This is a genomic window from Streptomyces sp. NPDC047706, assembly GCF_043204795.1.
Taxonomy (GTDB): Bacteria; Actinomycetota; Actinomycetes; order Streptomycetales; family Streptomycetaceae; genus Streptomyces.
Genome location: NZ_JBIDCW010000002.1, coordinates 270,230 through 285,133, shown reverse-complemented (window position 1 = coordinate 285,133; position 14,904 = coordinate 270,230). Strand labels below are relative to the sequence as shown.

At 70.7% G+C, this 14,904-nt stretch carries 13 protein-coding genes; 5 read left to right on the top strand and 8 right to left on the bottom strand.

The features are described from left to right. Positions 1-91 precede the first annotated feature (91 nt). The 8 genes from ACGF8A_RS03230 to ACGF8A_RS03195 form a co-directional block, all read right to left on the bottom strand. A complete protein-coding gene (locus ACGF8A_RS03230) occupies positions 92-1,552 on the bottom strand; it encodes an MFS transporter (RefSeq protein ID WP_393103664.1) in 1,461 nt (486 codons plus the stop codon). A gap of 61 nt (positions 1,553-1,613) precedes the next feature. Beyond that, a complete protein-coding gene (fbaA, locus tag ACGF8A_RS03225; protein ID WP_393103662.1) occupies positions 1,614-2,645 on the bottom strand; it encodes a class II fructose-bisphosphate aldolase in 1,032 nt (343 codons plus the stop codon). Positions 2,646-2,778: 133 nt separating this feature from the next. Continuing rightward, positions 2,779-3,327, bottom strand: a complete 549-nt coding sequence (gene pyrE, locus ACGF8A_RS03220) for an orotate phosphoribosyltransferase (protein ID WP_393103660.1) — start codon at positions 3,325-3,327, stop codon at positions 2,779-2,781. A gap of 10 nt (positions 3,328-3,337) precedes the next feature. Next, entirely contained in the window at positions 3,338-4,126 is a 789-nt protein-coding gene (locus ACGF8A_RS03215) for an aldose 1-epimerase (protein ID WP_393103658.1), read from the bottom strand. 58 nt (positions 4,127-4,184) lie between these two features. Continuing rightward, complete coding sequence (locus tag ACGF8A_RS03210) at positions 4,185-5,024, bottom strand: SRPBCC domain-containing protein (protein ID WP_393103656.1); 840 nt, start codon at positions 5,022-5,024, stop codon at positions 4,185-4,187. 76 nt (positions 5,025-5,100) lie between these two features. Next, positions 5,101-6,666 (bottom strand): polyamine aminopropyltransferase, encoded by a 1,566-nt coding sequence (locus tag ACGF8A_RS03205; protein ID WP_393103654.1) that lies wholly within the window; start codon positions 6,664-6,666, stop codon positions 5,101-5,103. Positions 6,667-6,837: 171 nt separating this feature from the next. Next, the gene (locus ACGF8A_RS03200) at positions 6,838-7,368 is read right to left on the bottom strand and encodes a DUF2617 family protein (protein ID WP_393103652.1); all 531 of its coding nucleotides are present in this window, start codon (positions 7,366-7,368) and stop codon (positions 6,838-6,840) included. A 389-nt stretch (positions 7,369-7,757) separates the two neighbouring features. Next, the gene (locus ACGF8A_RS03195) at positions 7,758-8,024 is read right to left on the bottom strand and encodes a hypothetical protein (RefSeq protein ID WP_393103650.1); all 267 of its coding nucleotides are present in this window, start codon (positions 8,022-8,024) and stop codon (positions 7,758-7,760) included. 384 nt (positions 8,025-8,408) lie between these two features. Here ACGF8A_RS03195 and ACGF8A_RS03190 point away from each other — a divergent pair, with 384 nt between their 5' ends. The 5 genes from ACGF8A_RS03190 to ACGF8A_RS03170 all read left to right on the top strand — a co-directional run bounded on the left by ACGF8A_RS03190 (position 8,409) and on the right by ACGF8A_RS03170 (position 14,903). After that, positions 8,409-9,431 carry a SpoIIE family protein phosphatase gene (locus tag ACGF8A_RS03190; protein WP_393103648.1) on the top strand — a complete coding sequence of 341 codons (1,023 nt, stop codon included), beginning with the start codon at positions 8,409-8,411 and terminating at the stop codon, positions 9,429-9,431. 86 nt (positions 9,432-9,517) lie between these two features. Beyond that, positions 9,518-10,708 carry a pyridoxal phosphate-dependent aminotransferase gene (locus ACGF8A_RS03185; protein ID WP_393103646.1) on the top strand — a complete coding sequence of 397 codons (1,191 nt, stop codon included), beginning with the start codon at positions 9,518-9,520 and terminating at the stop codon, positions 10,706-10,708. A 151-nt stretch (positions 10,709-10,859) separates the two neighbouring features. Then, positions 10,860-13,325, top strand: a complete 2,466-nt coding sequence (hsdR, locus tag ACGF8A_RS03180; RefSeq protein ID WP_393103644.1) for an EcoAI/FtnUII family type I restriction enzme subunit R — start codon at positions 10,860-10,862, stop codon at positions 13,323-13,325. Positions 13,326-13,410: 85 nt separating this feature from the next. Next, on the top strand, positions 13,411-14,010 hold the full coding sequence (locus ACGF8A_RS03175; protein ID WP_393103642.1) for a hypothetical protein: 600 nt from the start codon (positions 13,411-13,413) through the stop codon (positions 14,008-14,010). Next, on the top strand, positions 14,007-14,903 hold the full coding sequence (locus tag ACGF8A_RS03170; RefSeq protein WP_393103640.1) for a nucleotidyl transferase AbiEii/AbiGii toxin family protein: 897 nt from the start codon (positions 14,007-14,009) through the stop codon (positions 14,901-14,903). Before ACGF8A_RS03175 ends, ACGF8A_RS03170 begins: the two co-directional genes overlap by 4 nt. Position 14,904 lies beyond the last annotated feature (1 nt).

Genomic DNA, 14,904 nt, shown 5'->3' with positions numbered 1-14,904 from the left:
CCGCCCCGGCCCCCGCTGCCCGGCGGCACACACCAATCGACCCCGCCCGCTTCCCCGGCGCGAGCCCTCCCCCCGGCCCTCTCCAGCGGCGCTAGCCCTCCGCCGGTCCCGGCCTCTCCAGCGGCGGGGACATGACGTTGCCGTGCCTGCGGCATTCGGGGCGTTCGCAGCCGGGGGCCGGGCGGCGGACGTAGGTGACGGCCAGGAACGCGCCGGCCAGCAGGATCGCGGCGCAGACCACCATCGCCCGGCCGAACGCCGCGTCGAAGGCGTCCGGCGAGCGGTAGGCCTCCGGGCCCATCCCCGCCACCAGGGGCAGCGCGGCGACCGCCAACAGGCCCGCCGCCCGCGCCGCCGCGTTGTTGACGCCGCTCGCCAGCCCGGCCCGGGCCGGGTCGACGGAGGCGAGGACCGTGGCGGTGAGCGGGGCGACGAGGGTGACCATGCCCAGGCCCAGCACCAGCACGGCCGGCAGCACGTCCCGAGGGTACGAGGCGTTCTCACCCACCCGCGTCATCAGCAGCATCCCGGCCCCGGCCAGCAGCGGGCCGACGGTGAGCGGGATGCGGGGGCCGATCCGTTCGCCCAGCGCCCCGGAGCGGGCGGAGAACAGGAGCATCAGGGCCGTGGTCGGGAGCAGAGCCGTACCGGCCGCCAGGGGCGAGTAGCCGGAGACCACCTGGAGCTGGATCACGGCGAGGAAGAAGAATCCGCCGAAGGCCGCGTACACGCACAGCGTGACCAGGTTGACGGCGGTGAACTGGCGCGACGAGAAGATGTCCAGCGGCATCATCGGATCGGGCCGGTGCTTCTCGACGTACACGAAGGCGACGCCCGCCGCCACGCCCGCGACCGCCGTCACGGCGACCGCGAGGGAGCCGTCCGTGGCCTCGATCAGGGCGTACGTCACCAGTGCCAGCGACAGCGCGGCCAGTACCGCGCCGAGCGCGTCGAAGCGGCCGTGCGCCCGGCCGCCGGCGGACTCCGGCACGTGGCGCAGGGCAACGGGGACGCACACCAGGGCGAGCGGGACGTTGAGCAGGAAGACCCAGCGCCAGCCGGGGCCGTCCACCAGCCAGCCGCCGACGAACGGGCCGACGGCCGCGCCGATGCCGCCGAAGCCGGACCACAGGCCGACCGCCCGCGCCCGGTCGTCGGCGTGGAAGGACGCCTGGATGAGGGCCAGCGAGCCCGGCGTGAGCAGCGCGCCGCCGATGCCCTGAAGGGCCCGCGCGGCGATCAGCACTCCGGCGTCGGGAGCCAGCCCGCACAGCAGCGAGGCTACCGCGAACCACACCACGCCCACGATGAAGATCTTCCGGCGGCCGTAGGTGTCACCCAGCGAGCCACCCAGCAGGATCAGCCCCGCCAGCGTGAGCATGTACGCGTTGACCGTCCACTGGAGCACCGCCAGGTCGGCGTTCAGATCGGCGCCGATCCGCGGCAGGGCGACGTTGACGACGGTCGAGTCCAGCAGGGCCATGCCGGATCCGAGAACGGTGGTGAACAGGATCCACTTGCCCTGGGACGAGGACAGCCGGACATCGGGCATGCTCCCAGGTATACAGCGGGCCCGGCGCGCTCGCGCCGGGCCCTGCCGATGAGTCCTGGTACTACTTCAGCTTCGTACCGGCCGACCGCAGGTTCCGGCAGGCCTCGACGACACGGGTGGCCATGCCCGCCTCGGCGAGCTTGCCCCAGGTCCGCGGGTCGTAGGTCTTCTTCGAGCCGACCTCGCCGTCGACCTTCAGGACACCGTCGTAGTTCCTGAACATGTGGTCGGCGACCGGACGCGTGAAGGCGTACTGGGTGTCGGTGTCGATGTTCATCTTGACGACGCCGTTCTCCAGCGCGGTCTGGATCTCCTGCTCGGTGGAGCCGGAGCCGCCGTGGAAGACGAAGTCGAAGACCTTGGCGTCGGCGGGGCGGCCGTACTTGGCGGCGACGCCCTCGTTGAGCTCCTTCAGCAGCTCGGGACGCAGGACGACGTTGCCCGGCTTGTACACGCCGTGCACGTTGCCGAAGGACGCGGCCAGCAGGTAGCGGCCCTTCTCGCCCAGGCCCAGCGCCTCGGCGGTGCGGATCGCGTCGTCGACCGTGGTGTACAGCTTGTCGTTGATCTCGTGGGTGACGCCGTCCTCCTCGCCACCGGTCGGCGTGATCTCCACCTCGAGGATGATCTTCGCGGCGGCGGCGCGGGCGAGCAGCTCCTGACCGATGGCCAGGTTGTCGGCCAGGGTCTCGGCGGAGCCGTCCCACATGTGGGACTGGAAGAGCGGGTTATCGCCGCGCGCGACGCGCTCCTCGGAGACCGCGAGCAGCGGACGGACGTACCCGTCGAGCTTGTCCTTCGGGCAGTGGTCCGTGTGCAGGGCGACGGTCACGTCGTACTTCTGGGCCACGATGTGCGCGAACTCGGCCAGGGCGACCGCGCCGGTGACCATGTCCTTGCTGTGCTGGCCGCCCAGGAACTCGGCACCGCCCGTCGAGATCTGGATGATGCCGTCGCTCTCGGCCTCGGCGAAGCCGCGCAGAGCCGCGTGCAGGGTCTGGGACGAGGTGACGTTGATGGCCGGGTAGGCGAACTTGCCTGCCTTCGCCCGGTCGAGCATCTCGTTGTAGACCTCGGGGGTTGCGATGGGCATCTGTCCGCTCCTTGTATGTGCGGGTTGGCGTTCTGCGTACTTACGGCCCTGACCTAGACCTGGGGTGCGACGTCATCGTCGGCCCCATCCTTCCAGACGGAACGGGATGCTCCGAGAGGCCCGGCAGGGCTGCTCAGTCCAGACCCAGCTCGTCCTTCGAGTACGCGTACAGGTAGGGCACCCCGGCGCCCTCCTCGATCTTCTCGGCGGCGCCGGTCGCCCGGTCGACGATCGTGGCGACGGCGACCACCTCGGCGCCGGCCTCGCGCACCGCCTCGACGGCGGTGAGCGGGGAGCCGCCGGTGGTGGAGGTGTCCTCGACGACCAGCACGCGGCGGCCCGCGATGTCCGGTCCCTCGACCCGCCGCTGGAGGCCGTGCGCCTTCGCGGCCTTGCGCACGACGAACGCGTCCACCCGGCGGCCCCGCGCGGCGGCGGCGTGCAGCATGGCGGCGGCCACCGGGTCGGCGCCCATGGTGAGCCCGCCGACGGCGTCGAACTCGAGGTCCGCGGTCAGGTCGAGCAGCACCTCGCCGACCAGCGGGGCGGCCTCGCCGTCGAGCGTGATGCGGCGCAGGTCGACGTAGTAGTCCGCCTCCAGACCGGAGGAGAGGGTCACCTTGCCGTGCACCACGGCCTTGTCCTTGATCTGCTGCAGCAGCGCGCCTCGTACGTCCGTCATGGTGCCCAGCTTAGAGCCGCCTCCAGCGCCAGGTCGTCGTGGCCTCCAGTGGCTCCAGGGGGGTGACCAGGCGCGGGAGGGTGTTGAGCCCGTTGGGCGGGCCGGTCTGCGGCTCCACGCAGACGGCGGCCTCCTGCTCGTCGTAGACCACGACCCACTCCTCGGGGCTGGTGACCCTGAGCTCCAGCCGTCCCGGCCAGGTGACGGTGACGTCGACGCCGCCGGGCATGCCGAAACAGTCGTCCCAGGGGCCGGGCCCGGGGTCGAGACGCTTGCCGGTGGGGAGGTGGTCGTCGCCGCGTTCCTCCTGCCAGGCGGGGGCGAAGTCGAGCTGTGCGCCGGCCCCGCCGAGGTTCCGGTTGAACCAGGGGTGCCAGCCGATCTGCGCCGGGAAGGAGTCGTGGTACGTCTCGACGGCCATGGTCAGCGTCAGGGCGTCCGGCGTGAGCGCGACGGCGTGGGTGACGCGGCCGGGGTAGGGCCAGGGCTCCACCAGGTCGTACGTCAGCACCGCCTCGTCGGCCGTGACGCGGGCGGGGCTCCAGACACCGTCGCGGGCGGTGCCGTGGATGGCGTGCGGCGGGGCGTTCAGGGGCAGCTGGTGCAGGACGGCGCCGTTGTGGAAGCGGCCCTCGCGGGTCCGGCCGCACCAGGGGACCATCGGGAAACAGCCGAAGCGGTCGCCCTGGCGGAGCAGTTCGGTGCCGCCGACGCGGAGCCCCGCGACGCGGCCGCCGTTGTCCGGCCGCACGGTCACTTCCGCGTCGCCCGCGGTCAGCGTGATGGGTTCGTTACTCACGGGACGACCCTACTGGGGCGGATCAAGAGGGCCTGTCGGGGTCGTGGTCGTGGTCGGCTCAGTGGCGGCGGCGCAGGGCGCGGCCCAGGACGATGGCTCCCGCCACGACCAGCGCGGCGGCGGGTGCCGCCCAGCGCAGGGCGGGGTTCTGGGCGGTGGTCTGCGGCGCCGGTACCGGGGCGTAGCGGCCCCGGGGCGGGGCGTGGTCGACCTCTTCGGCGCTGCGGCCGATCATCGTGCGGCGCGCGTGCGCGGCTTCCGCGGGGGGCTCGTCGTCCCCGGTGAAGGTCTGGGCGGCGGCGGGCTCCGCGGACTCCTGCGCGTCGTCGCCCGCCGGGGCGGGCTCGTCGGCGGAGCGGTCGAGGGACGGGGGCGGGACCTCGGTGTCGAAGACGGACGGCTCCTCGGCGGGCGCCTGCCCGTCGGGTGCCCGCGGTGCGTCGTCCCGCTGCCGCGCCTCGGCGGAAGCCTCCTGCCCCGCGTCGGATGCCAGGTTCTCCGCCGTGCGGTCGAGCAGGCGGGTCACCGCGGAGTGGACCGTTTCGGCGGGCAGCTCGGTGATGCGGCCGTCGGCCGTGGCGCTGCCCTGGACGGTGAGGGTGGTGCCGCCGTCGGTCTCGCGGAGGCGGAGGGTGAGGGCGAGCCTGACCTCTCCCGTGCCGCGGGCCTCGGTGGCGTCGCCCTCGACGGCGTACGAACCGTCGTCCCGCGCGGTGACGCGTACGGTGCCGCGGTAGGTGATCGAGTGACTGCCGACCCGCACCTTGAGCCGCCCGGCGACGGGCTCGGCACCCGCCTCCTGCTGGAGCCCGGGAACCGCCCGGGCGACCCGGGCGGGGTCGGCCAGCGCCGCGTCCAGCCGAGCGGAGGGAACCGGAACGAACACCTCATGCTCCATGCCGACGGAGCCTACCCGGGGTGACCGAATGTACGCCCCCCTCGGGAACGACTCGTCCGGAGTCTCTCCCGTGCCCTCAGTACCTCGGATGCACCAGCGTCGACACAGGCAGCCCCGTCATCCGTGGCGCCGGGACGCGGACGGCCCTGTCCAGCGGCGGGGTGCCGCCGGGGGCGGCCAGGACGAAACCCCAGTCGTCCGGGGTGCGGCCGGGGCGGCCGGCGGTGGGCGCGGAGACGTGGCCCGGCACCCGGTGCGGTGCCGTGTGCAGGCCCGCCGCGCGGATCGTCGTCTCCACCGTCCAGAAGACGTCCGGGCGGGAGTCGACCGGGCCGGCGTGCACCGACAGCCGCCCACCGTCCGCCAGCACGCGCCGGGCGAGGCCGTAGAACTCCTGGGAGTACAGCTTGGTGCTGGCCGTGATGCCCGGGTCCGGCAGGTCAGCGATCACCACGTCGTACGACGCCGTGGGCGCTCCTCGCAGCCAGCGGAACGCGTCCGCCGTCGTGACATGGACGCGCGGGTCGTCGTAGGCGTGGCCGTTCAGTTCCGACAGCGCCGGATCCCGGTTCGCCAACTGCACGACCTCCGCGTCGAGTTCGACGACCTCGACGTGCCGCACGCCCGGATGCCGCAGCACCTCACGGGCCGCCAGCCCGTCCCCGCCGCCGAGGATCAGCACGCGCGCGTGCGGGCCGTTCATCGCGGGGCCCACCAGCCCCTGGTGGTAACGGCGTTCGTCCCGGCCGCTGACGCGGAGGCGGCCGTCGATGAAGAGGTCTAGCGGCCGGCCCTCGGTGCCTCCGGTCAGGACGATCTCCTGGACGTCCGTCCGCACCGCCACACGGACGTCCCTGCCGTAGACGGCGCTGCGGGCGGCACGCTCGAAGTCGTCGACGAGGGCGGCGGCCACGGCCAGGACGGTGAGGACGGCGACGTTGGCGGCGATCAGCAGCCGGCGGGCGCGGCGGGTGAGGTCGCGCCGGAACAGGCCGAGGACCAGGCAGCCGCCGGCCACGACGTTGACCGCGCCGGTGAGCAGGGCGCCGGTCAACTGGCCGAAGAAGGGCAGGAGAAGGAAGGGAAAGGCGAGACCACCGACCAGGGCGCCGACGTAGTCCGCGGCGAAGAGGTCGGCCACGGCGCCGCCCGCGTCCTGGCGGCGGATGCGCTGGATCAGCTCCATCAGCAGGGGGATCTCCGCGCCGATCAGCAGTCCGATGGCCAGGGAGAAGGCGACCAGCAGCCAGCGGGGGCCGTCGGCCCACAGGCCGCCCCAGTCGCCGGTCCAGGCGAAGACGGCGTACAGGGCCATCGCGCTGCAGCCGCCGAACAGGGCGAGGATCGCCTCGACGGCGCCGAAACCGGCGGCGGCGTGCCGGCGCAGCCGCTTGGCGGCGAGCGAGCCGATGCCCATCGCGAAGACCATGACGGACAGCACGACGGAGGCCTGGGTGACCGAGTCGCCGATCAAGTACGAGGCCAGGGCGATCAGTTCGAGTTCGTACACCAGTCCGCAGGCCGCGCAGACGAACACACCCGCGAGGACCAGGAACCGCCCGGTCGCCTGCCGCACGGGGATCCGGGCGGGAGCGCGCCAGGGCGGGGCGCCGGGTGGGGCCGGCGCGTGCGGGTCGATCACGACTGCGACGTTACGTCACGGGTGCAGGGGTATTCGTCACCCACACGTGTGGAACAGCGTGATGTCGGGGACCGACGCGTTTGGACCGGCCTCGTCCGGTTCGCGCCCCGGCCCGCCCCGGCCCGAACGGCGTGACGGCGGCATCCCGTTCTCACCCGGTGGCCGTACGCGTCACTTCCCGCCGTCGGTGCCCACCGCCGCTCCGACCCCCACTCTCGTCCGCGTCGCGACCAGCTGGCCGTCCTGGGGGTACGCGTGCCAGGTGCGCCAGTGGACCTGGCCCCCGTGGTGCTGGGCGAGCAGGGCGGTGAAGGCGTGCGGGCTGCCGGGGAAGACGCCGACCAGGCCGTTGGGGTGGTCGGAGACGAGGGCCAGCAACTCCTGGGCGCGGCCCGCGAAGGAGCCGGGCGACAGTGCCTCGACGCGCGCGGCGAACTCGTACTCCCAGTCCCCCACCCGCTTGGCGACCCCGAGCGGCAGGGGCGTACTGCTGCCCGGAATGCACGCCACCGTCTCCGAGCAGTTGCCCCGCTCCTCCTCCAGGAGCACTTGGTGGGACGCGCCGAGCAGGCGCAACTGGAGTTTCACCCCGCCCAGTTCGAGGTCGAGGACGGCGAGGGCGGGCAGTGGTTCACGGCCCAGCGCCCAGGCGAGGTCGGCCGCCCGCGTGTCGGTGTAGGAGGTGTTCAGGGTCGTGAGCATGGGTCGGCTCCGCTAGCACGCAAAGAAAGGCGGTGTGGGTCCGGCGCGCCCCGGTCGACACCGGGAGATCGGCCCGGCGGCCCTGTCAGGAGCCCGGTCGGTGGCGGGGTCCGCAGGACGTCCGAGGCCGCGTTGGTGATGTAGAGGGAATCATGAACTGTGGCAACGCCACAGCGTTTTTACCCAACTTCGTGGGGTTTCCATCCCTCAGAGGACTCCTCAGCTCAACTGTTCAACCAGGGCGTACGACTGAGCGAGGCCGGCGCCACGCCGGAGCGAGCGCGAACGGCGGCTGGACCGGCGCACGGACGGCGCCCGCCCGGAAGCGTCCCGGCGGGCGCCGCGGCGGCGGGGATGCGGTCCCCCCTCAGGAGCTCGGCTGCCCCGTGTCAGCTGCCTCCCCCGCATCCACCACCGCCGCCTCCGCCGCCGCAGGACGAGCCGCCGCCGCACGACGAGCCGCCGGACGAACCGCTCCCGCAGGAGGAGGACGAGCCCCCCGAGCCGCCTGCCCACCAGCTGTCGCCGCCCCCGCCGTACGAACGGCCGCGACGGCGGGACCGGCCGCCCACCGCGCTCCTGCCACTGCGGACCGAGGCCACGATGCACACGAGCACGAAGGCCGTGAACAGCGCCAGGATGATGCCGGAGATCATGGCGTCACCCTCCTTCCGTTTCCCCCGAAGCGGCCCCCCGTGGGCGCCTCGTTCTCTTGCGTGGCGAGGAGATGCCCGATCGCCGCGCGGCCCAAAGCAGAGTTGAGGAACTTCTGAGGGTCTTTCCGGAGAAATCGCCCGTGACCTGCGCAGAAAGGCAGCTCGGGGTGCGTCCCGGGCTGCCTGGGCCCCGGCCTCGACGGGCCGTCATGGCGGCCGGAGGGGGCGTGGGCCACGGCGGCGTCGTTGTCACAGGGCGGAGCATCATCCGGTCAATTGTCCGATAAGAGGCAAATGTGACGCTCGATGCCCCCATGGCGAGTCACCCCGTTGCTGGATGCCCACGCGGCCCATGCTCCAGCCATCCGAGGACGGAAAAGCCCGATGCCCAGGACCACGATCGCCGCCGACCGAGTCACACTCGGCGAGCAGATACACGCCTCCGACCTTTCCGACACGGCGTTCGCGCTGCTCGACGAGCAGGGGACCGTGGTCGCGTGGACGCGGGCCGCCGAGCACCTCGTCGGGCACTCCGCCCGGGAGATGGCCGGCCGGCCCGCCGCCCTCGTCCTGCCCTGCATGAGCGCGGCGCAGACCATGTCGGCGTACGTCGAGCAGTGCCGAGCCCGGAACGGCTGGTCGGGCGCGCCGGCAGTGCGTCACCGGGACGGCCGCGTGCTCCCCGCCGGTCTGCGGATCACGTCGGTGCGGGGGCAGGACGGGGCGGTGCGGTGGCTCGTCTCCGCGACCGACGTCGGCGTGCCCACCGCAGACCCCCTCGGCATGGTGCTGGGGATCACCTTCGAGGACATGGAGCTGGAACTGCCCGAGGGAACCCTGCTCGCCTTCTGCACCGACGGCATGGCCGAGACCCGCGGCCAGGACATCGGGGAGGGCATGCAGCGTCCGGCCATCGCCCCCGAACAACCGGATCTGCCGCCGGACGACCTCGCCACGCGCGCGATGGAGCCCGTCCAGGCTCAGGCGGCCTGCGACGACGCCGGTCTGCTCCTGGTCCGCACCCGCGCCCTCGCCCCGGTGCAGGTCGCCGGCTGGGCCCTGCCCCCCGACGAGACCGCTGCCCGCCGCGCCCGGGACCTGGCCGCCGGTCAGCTGGCCGCATGGGGCATGGAAGCCCTGGAGGACTCCACGAAGTCGATCATCAGCGAACTGGTCGCCAACGCCGTCCGCCACGGCACCGGCCCGATCGGCCTGCGTCTGATCCAGCACCAGGCCCTGACCATCGAGGTGTCCGACAGCGACCCCCGCTGCCCGCACCGGCGCAGCGCACGCACCACGGACGAGAACGGCCGCGGCCTCGCCATGGTCGCCCGGCTCTCCCGCCGATGGGGCTCCCGCCCGGTGCCCGGCGGCAAGGTCGTATGGGCCGAGGCGAGCCTCGCCTGATCATCCGGCCCTTGTTCGCCCGTGCCGCACACCGACGTGCCGACGCGCCGGTGCCAGGTTGAGGAACGCCACAGCCTGAGCGCAGGATGACCGCCATGACCTCCACCGAACGCCCCTTCCTCAACCGCCGCCTCGCCGAGTTCGGAACGACGATCTTCGCGGAGATGTCCGCGCTGGCCCTGAGCACGGGCTCGATCAATCTGGGCCAGGGGTTCCCCGACACCGACGGCCCCGAGGAGGTCCGTGAGGCGGCCGTACGGGCCCTGCGCGACGGGCGCGGCAACCAGTACCCGCCCGGCCCCGGCGTCCCCGAGCTGCGCACCGCCGTCGCCGCGCACCAGCGGCGCCGTTACGGCCTGTCCTACGACCCGGACACCGAGGTCCTGGTCACCGCGGGCGCCACCGAGGCGATCGCCGCCGCCCTGCTGGCACTGGTCGAGCCCGGCGACGAGGTGGTCGCCTTCGAGCCGTACTACGACTCGTACGCGGCCTGCATCGCCATGGCGGGCGGCACCCGGGTGCCGGTCACGCTGCGCCCCGACGAGGGTTCGTTCCGGCTGGACCTCGACGAACTGCGCGCCGCCGTCACCGACCGCACCCGCCTGCTGCTCATCAACACCCCGCACAACCCGACCGGCACCGTGCTCACGCGCGCGGAGCTGACCGCCATCGCGGAGCTGGCCGTCGAGCGGGATCTGCTGGTGGTGACGGACGAGGTGTACGAGCACCTGGTCTTCGACGACGCCGAGCATGTGCCGCTGGCGGCCTTCCCAGGCATGCGCGAACGGACGGTGACGATCTCGTCCGCGGGCAAGACGTTCTCGTTCACCGGCTGGAAGGTCGGCTGGGTCACGGCGAACAGCCCGCTCGTCTCCGCCGTCCGGACGGCAAAGCAGTACCTGACATACGTCAGCGCGGGCCCGTTCCAGTACGCGATTGCCGAAGCTCTGCGGCTGCCGGACTCGTACTTCGACGGCTTCCGTGCCGATCTCCGCCGCAAGCGCGATCTGCTCGGCGACGGACTGCGGGCAGCCGGGTTCGAGGTCTACCAGCCCCAGGGCACGTACTTCATCACCACCGACATCACCCCCTTCGGCGAGAAGGACGCCTACGCCTTCTGCCGCACGCTACCCGAGCGCTGCGGCGTCGTCGCCATTCCCAACTCCGTCTTCTACGACAACCCCGACGCCGGCCGCAGCCAGGTCCGCTTCACCTTCTGCAAGAGGGACGACGTTCTCGACGAGGCTGCCAGTCGGCTGCGACACCTGGCGTCCTGAAGTCACGCCCCCTCAGGCCGCGCCGCGCGCAGGGCGTGATCTCCGGCCTGAGTGAGCCATCGGGGGCGACACCGTCCGCTGCACGTCAGGGAGAGGCTGGATCTCGCCAACGGTGAGGACAGCCGCGATCAGCGGCACTACTCTCCGTGTGGTGACAGCTGCACAGGGGATGACAGAAGACGAGACATGCCGGGCACTGGTCATACCTGCCCTCGTGGATTCCGGGTGGACCAGTGATCAGATTCGCCCGCAGTTCCGCATCAACGACGGGCGGCTCACACCCACGCCGAAGCGGCACGTCTACGGCGACCCTCTGGTTGCCGACTATGTGCTGGAGTACACGCCGGACGTTCCCATCGGTGTCGTCGAGGCCAAGCGCTATCGCGTCGATGCCAACGACGGCGTGGAGCAGGCTCGTCGGTACGCCGCGAAGCTCGGGCTGTCCTTCGCCTACGCCACCAACGGTCGGCAGATCGTGGAGATCGACTACAGCGGTACTGCACCCACAATCCGGGAGATCGACCGTTTCCCCACCCCCGAGGAGCTGTGGAGCCGCTATCTGGCCGACCAGCAGGCGGACTCCAGCGTAGGGCGCGAACTCCTGGCCGCCCCCTACGATCACACGCTGCGAAATTCGGACAACACCGCCAAGCGACCCCGCTACTATCAGCGCGTCGCGGTAGCACGCACTCTCGCGGCCATCGCCGCAGAGCAGAAGCGGATCCTCCTCGTGCTGGCCACCGGTACGGGGAAGACCATGGTGGCCCTTCAGACGGTCGCCAAGCTCTACAGGTCCCAGTGGATCCCTGGCCGCAAACCCAGGGTTCTGTACCTGTCGGACCGCTCGATGCTTGTCGACGACCCCAAGGACAAGTACTTCCTCCCTGTCTTCGGCCAGGACGACGTCCACAAGATCAGCGGCGAGCCGGTGCGAGGCCGGAAGATCTACTTCGCTCTGTACCAGGCGCTGGAGAAGGGCGACGAGGAAGAACTTTTCCGTCGCTACGAACCCGACTACTTCGATCTTGTCATCGTGGACGAGTGCCATCGGGGCAGCGCCCGGGACAACTCGCAGTGGCGTCGCGTGCTGGAGCACTTCTCACCTGCGACCCAACTCGGTCTGACCGCCACCCCGATCAGCAAGAAGGAGGCCGACACCTTCGACTACTTCGGCGAGCCCGTCTACACCTACTCGCTGGCCGACGGCATCGAGGACGGCTTCCTGGCCCCGTACCGGGTGCGCCGGGTCCGGCTCAACGTGGACATGGAGGGCTACCAGACCGAGCCAGGGCAGCGGGACAAGTACGGCAACGAGATCCCGGAGGGCGTTTATGGCCCGAAGGATTTCGAGCGGGTCATGGTGATCCTGGAGCGCACGGAGGCGGCGGCGCAGTACGTCATCGACTACCTGCGCTCCACCGCGGAGGACGGCAAGCACGGCAAGACCATCGTGTTCTGCGAGGACAACAACCACGCCGCACGCATGCGCACGGCCCTCTTCAACGCGGCCTCGGCGGAGGTGCAGGCGCACCACGACTATGTTGTGCGGATCACCGACGCCGACGGCCCCCATGGCCGGGCTCTGCTGGATGACTTCCGCAAGGACGACTCCGACGAACCAGTGATCGCCGTGACGTCGAAGCTGCTCAACACCGGCATCGACCTGCCGGCCGTACGCAACATCGTCCTGTTCCGGCGCATCGGCTCAATGTCCGAGTTCAAACAGACCATCGGTCGGGGCACCCGTCTGTGCCCGGAGATCGGCAAGGGGTCCTTCGACATCATCGACTTCGTCGAGGCCACCCGGCTCTTCAACGACCCCGGGTTCGACGGTCCTCCGCTCCGCGTCGTACGCGATACCGCCGACGAGCAAGGGCATGTGGTCGGGAGCGCACCGGAGACCCCCGAGGGCGATGAGATCGACTCGGAGAGCGTGGCCGAGTCCGAGGCCGCGTACGACCAGACGGACGGCGGCAGCTTCGGCGAGCGCCGTGCCGATGACAGGGTGGACGACCCTGACGAGGTGGACCGCATCCAATCCCGTGGCAGGCGCTACGTGGTCAACGGGGTACACGTCTATAAGTGGGGCGAGCGGCGCTACCAGCTCGACACGGACGGCCGGACGATGAGGCTGGTGACCATCCAGCAGTGGGTACACGACCGCGTACTCGAACTCGACCTCGCACCGGACAAGCTGCGCTCCCAGTGGGCCGTCGCCAAGAGCCGGCGCGAACTCATGGCCATCCTGCACGCCGCCGACGTCGAGGCGGAGGAACTGCCTGAAGAGTTCGGCAGCCCGGATGTCGATCCGGTCGACCTGCTCCTCAACGTCGCCTGGGGACTGCCGCTGGTCAGCCGGGAGGAACGGCTGTACCGGTTCCTGCACGAGCACCGGAACTTCTTGGAGTCCTTCCAGCCTCAAGCCCGACAGGTGCTGGAGGAGATGCTGCTGAAGTTCGCCGAGCATGGCTCTCCCCAGCTCAAACCGGAAACCCTGGGGGTGCGGCCCTTCACCGAGATGGGTTCGGTGGTCGAGCTGGCGAACCGCTTCGGCGGCGCGAAGCCTCTGCACGAGGCCATTGACGAGCTGAGCAAGCGACTATTGGAAGCTTCGTAAGTAAAATAAAACTGTAGTTTGATGTAGACGGGCATCGGCAAACTAAAAGCGACTGCTAGGTATTCGTCCCTGGTAGGCTGGAAAAGTGCTCAGGGACCGTACGGACACCAGGGATGCCCTCTGGCGCATCGCCAGCGGGCAGCGTGGTTACTTCACAGCAGCTCAAGCGCTTGAGGTTGGGTACTCGTATCAAGCCCAGCGGTACCACGCCCAGCGTGGCAACTGGACCGCCGTCGACCGTGGTATCTACCGCTTCCGTGAGTTTGACGTCCTGCCCGGCGGTGAGGACGACCATCTGGTCCGCTGGTCCCTGTGGAGCAGGGGGCGCGCGATCGTTTCCCACACCACTGCCCTGTCTGTCCACGACCTGGGGACGGCCAACCCCTCACAGATCCACCTCACAGTCCCTCCCGGCTTTCGGCAGAAGGACGATGCCGTGATCCTTCACCGGGCCGAACTCGCCCAGGACGAGATCGAGGAGCGTGACGGCTACCGCGTGACGACACCGGTGCGGGCGATCATCGAGTGCGCGGCCGCGCAGGTGGACCAGGACGTAGTGGACTCCGCCGTCGCCGAGGCTCTGGAACGGGGGCTGGCCACCCGGCGACGCCTCCTGCACACGGCCCAGCGGCTGGGCGCGCGAGCGGAACTCGGTATCGAGCGGGCGCTTCAGGAGACGCAGTGACCGATCGCTATCGTGACGCCACCGCGCTCCGGCGGGCCCTTGAGGTCCGGCTCAAGCAACAGGCAGCCGATACCGGTACAGACCTAGCTAGGCGGCGCCGTCTCGTCGTCTTCGACCGAGTCGCAGCCCGCCTCTCCGCTGACCCGGCAGCGGGCTGGGTCCTCAAGGGCGGGGCAGTGATGGAGTTCCGTCTGCGTGGCAGAGCGCGCACAACCAAGGACATGGACCTCGCTGCCCGCCCGGACGGCGAACCAGAGCTTGACGGCCCAGCAGTGCGTGAACTCCTCATCGACGTACTCGCAGTGGACGAGGACAAGGATGGCTTCCTGTTCCAGGTGTCCCCTCCCATCGAGCTCAAGGCGGACACGGCAGGGCGGGGCGGCTGGCGTTTCTCCGTCGAGTCCCGACTGGCAGGCAGGATCTTCGCGACCGTACGCGTCGATGTCGTCGCACGGGGAGAGGAGATCGCCCTGACCGAGAGGCTTCCGCTGCCCAACACCCTGGGCTTCGCCGGAACTCCGCCCCGGGACATCGAGGCTGTGGATCGCCGCCAGCACTTTGCCGAGAAGCTGCATGCCTTCACCCGCGACTACGGCGACCGACCCAACACCCGAGTCAAGGACCTGGTGGACCTGGTACTACTCATCGAGAGCGACCTGGTCCCGGACACATCCGTAGTCGATGCCGTACGGCATGTATTCGCCGTACGGGCGACACATGAGGTGCCGGCGGTGCTCCCGGAACCACCTCCGAACTGGGCCCAGATCTACCCCGAACTGGCCGAGGGTCTCACTGACACTCCCCCTCGACTCGACGCCGCGCTCGACCTGGTGCGCGGTTTCTGGTGCGAGGCATCTGACAACAGCGAAGCCGAACCGAAGCAGAAAGACTGAG